The sequence below is a fragment of the Streptomyces sp. WMMB 714 genome, assembly GCF_900090125.1.
Taxonomy (GTDB): Bacteria; Actinomycetota; Actinomycetes; order Streptomycetales; family Streptomycetaceae; genus Streptomyces; species Streptomyces daqingensis.
Genome location: NZ_FMHJ01000028.1, coordinates 1 through 3,178, shown reverse-complemented (window position 1 = coordinate 3,178; position 3,178 = coordinate 1). Strand labels below are relative to the sequence as shown.

At 73.6% G+C, this 3,178-nt stretch carries 1 protein-coding gene; it reads left to right on the top strand.

Annotated elements, in window-relative coordinates:
* Positions 1–30: 30 nt before the first annotated feature.
* On the top strand, positions 31–3,178 hold a 3,148-nt coding region (locus tag H181DRAFT_RS28165; protein ID WP_158715470.1), incomplete at its 3' end, for a non-ribosomal peptide synthetase.

Here is a 3,178-nt window from a genome sequence, read left to right as displayed (position 1 = left end):
GGTGATCTGGCGGCGTATGCGCATCAGGATGTGCCGTTCGAGCGTTTGGTGGAGGTGCTGAATCCGCAGCGTTCGTTGTCGCGGAATCCGCTGGTTCAGGTGATGCTCGCCCTGCAGAACACCCCCGACGCCGACTTCCGGCTGCCCGGACTCGTCATCGAGCCGGAGCGGATCCGGCCCGAGGTCTCCCGCTTCGACCTCGCCGTCTTCATGACCGAGGCGCACACCGGCGACGGCGACCCGGACGGCGTGTGGGGCCTCGTCGAGTACAGCGGGGACCTCTTCGAACGGGAGACGGTGCAGCAGTTCGCCGACCGCCTCATCACGCTGCTCGGCGCCTGCGTGGAGGACCCCGACCAGCGCGTCCGCGCCGTCGGCCTGCTCGAACCCGGCGAACGGCACCGCGTGCTGACGGAGTGGAACGACACCGCCCGCCCGGACAGCCCCCCGCCGGCCACCCTCACCGGCCGGTTCGCGGAACTGCTCGCGGCGGCGCCCGGGGCGCCCGCGGTCTCCGCCGACGGCACCACGCTCAGCTACGCCGAACTCGACCGCCGGTCCGGGCTGCTGGCCCACCTGCTCAGCGAGTACGGCGTCCGCGACGAGACCTGCGTGGCCATGCTCACCGAGCGCGGCGTGCACCTGGCCGCCGGCGTCCTCGGCGTCCTCAAGGCGGGCGGCGCGTACGTCCCGCTCAACTCGGACTACCCGCCCGCCCGCAAGGCCCAGGTGCTCGCCGAGACCGGAGCACCCGTCCTGCTGACCGACCGCGCCCTGCGCGAGGAGGCCGCCGGATACGGGCTGCCCCTGATCGTCCTGGACGAGGACGAGCGGCTGTCCGACGGAGAGCCCGCGCCGCTGCCGCCGGTGGAGGACCCCGCACGGCTGGCCGCCGTCATGTTCACCTCCGGCTCCACCGGCAGGCCGAAGGGCGTGGCCCTCACCCACGGCGCCATCGAGTGCCTGCGCCACGACCGCTGCTGGGCTCCCGGCAGCCTCGACCGGGTGCTGCTGCACTCCGCGCACGCCTGGGACGCCTTCAACATGGAGTTCTGGCTGCCGCTGATGTCCGGCGGGCACGTCGTCATGGCCCCTCAGGGCAAGCTCGACCTGCGGGTGCTGGAGCGCGCCGTGACGCGCTGGGAGATCACCGGACTGCTGCTGCCCACCGGCCTGTTCAACGCGGTCGCCGACGACCGCACCGAGTGGCTGCGCGGCCTCGCGGCGCTGTGGACGGGCGGCGACGTGCTGTCCCCGGCGGCAGCGGCGCGCCTCGCCGAGGACTGCCCGGACACGGCGATCCTCAACGGCTACGGCCCCACCGAGACCACCGTCTACGCCTCCCACCACACCTTCCGCGGCGTCAGCGACCCGGAACTGCCCGTCCCCATCGGCGTACCGCTCGACGACATGCGGTTGTACGTCCTCGACGACCGGCTCTCCCCGGTCCCGGCGGGCGTGCCCGGCGAGCTGTACATCGCCGGCGCCGGCATGGCGCGGGGCTACCACCGCGCCCCCGCCGAGACCGCGTGCCGCTTCGTCGCCGACCCGTTCGGCGGACCCGGTGAGCGGCTCTACCGCACGGGCGACGTCGTCCGCCAGGACCGCGAGGGCCGGCTGCACTTCGTCGGCCGCGCCGACTCGCAGGTCAAACTGCGCGGGCGGCGCGTCGAACTCGGCGAGGTCGAGTCCGCGCTGCGCAGCCACCCCCAGGTCGCCCAGGCGGTCGCCCTCGTACGCGAGGACAGGCCCGGAGAGAAGCAGCTCGTCGCGTACGTGGTGCCGGGCGAGGACTCCGGCCGCGACCACGACGGCGAGGCCGAGCAGGTCGCCGAGTGGCACGACGTCTACGAAGAGGTCTACCAGGACGCCGCCGCCATCCCGTTCGGTGAGAACTTCACCGGCTGGACCAGCAGTTACGACTCCCGGAACATTCCGCTGCCGCAGATGCAGGAGTGGCGCGCCGCCACCGTGGAGCGTATCCGCGAGCTGCGGCCGCGGCGGGTCCTGGAGATCGGTGTGGGCAGCGGCCTGATCCTCTCCGAGCTCGCAGGCGACTGCGAGAGCTACTGGGCGACCGATTTCTCCGCCGCCGCGATCGAGGCGCTGCACACCCAGCTCGCGGACCTCCCCGACATCGCGTCACGCGTCGAGCTGCGCGTCCAGGCGGCGGACGAGACCGAGGGGCTGCCGGAGGGGCACTTCGACACCGTCGTCGTCAACTCGGTGGTGCCCTACTTCCCGCATGCCGCGTACCTCGTCGACGTCGTCGCCGGAGCCATGCGGCTGCTCGCCCCCGGCGGCCACCTGTTCATCGGCGATGTGCGCAACCACCGCCTGCTGCGCTGCTTCAGCGCGGCCGTGCAGCTGCACCAGGCGGACGGCGGCGACGCGGCAGCCGTGTCCCGCGCCGTCGACCAGGGCGTCCTGCTGGAGACCGAACTCCTCGTGGACCCCGAGTTCTTCCCGGCCCTGCGCGGCAGGCTGCCCGACGTCGAGGCCGTCGACGTCCGCGTCAAGCGGGCGGTGCACCACAACGAGCTCAGCCGCCACCGCTACGACGCCGTCCTGCGCAAGCGCGGCGGACCCTCCTCGTCCGCTCCCGCCACGCGCACCCTGGACTGGGAGCGCGACCTGGGCTGGCCGGTCGCCCTGGAGCGTGCCCTGGCCGAGGCGCCCGGCGCACTGCGCGTCGAGAACGTGCCCAACGCCAGGCTCGCCTCGGAGAACGCCGCGCTGCGGCTGCTCGACGGCGCCGGCGACCTGACCGGGGCCCGCCGTGCCGTCCGCGAGGAAGACGGTGAGCACGCCGCCGTCGACCCCGAGGAACTGCACGCCCTGGGCGAGCGGTTCGGCTACCGCACCGCCGTCACCTGGTCCGCCACGTCCCCGGACGGCGCCGTCGACGTGCTGTTCACCGACGCCGCGCACGACCCCGGCCCGGTGATCGACGGCCTCTACAGCGCGACCGGGGCCGGAGCGGACCCGGCGGCGTTCGCCAACAGCCCGCGGCGGGCGAGCCAGGCCGGCTCCCTCGTCCCGGAGCTCCGCGACCACCTGCGCGACAGGCTTCCCGCCCCCACCGTGCCGTCGGCGTTCGTGGTGCTGGAGCGGTTGCCGTTGACGGTGAACGGGAAGTTGGACCGGGCTGCTTTGCCGGTGCCGGAGTTCTCGGGTG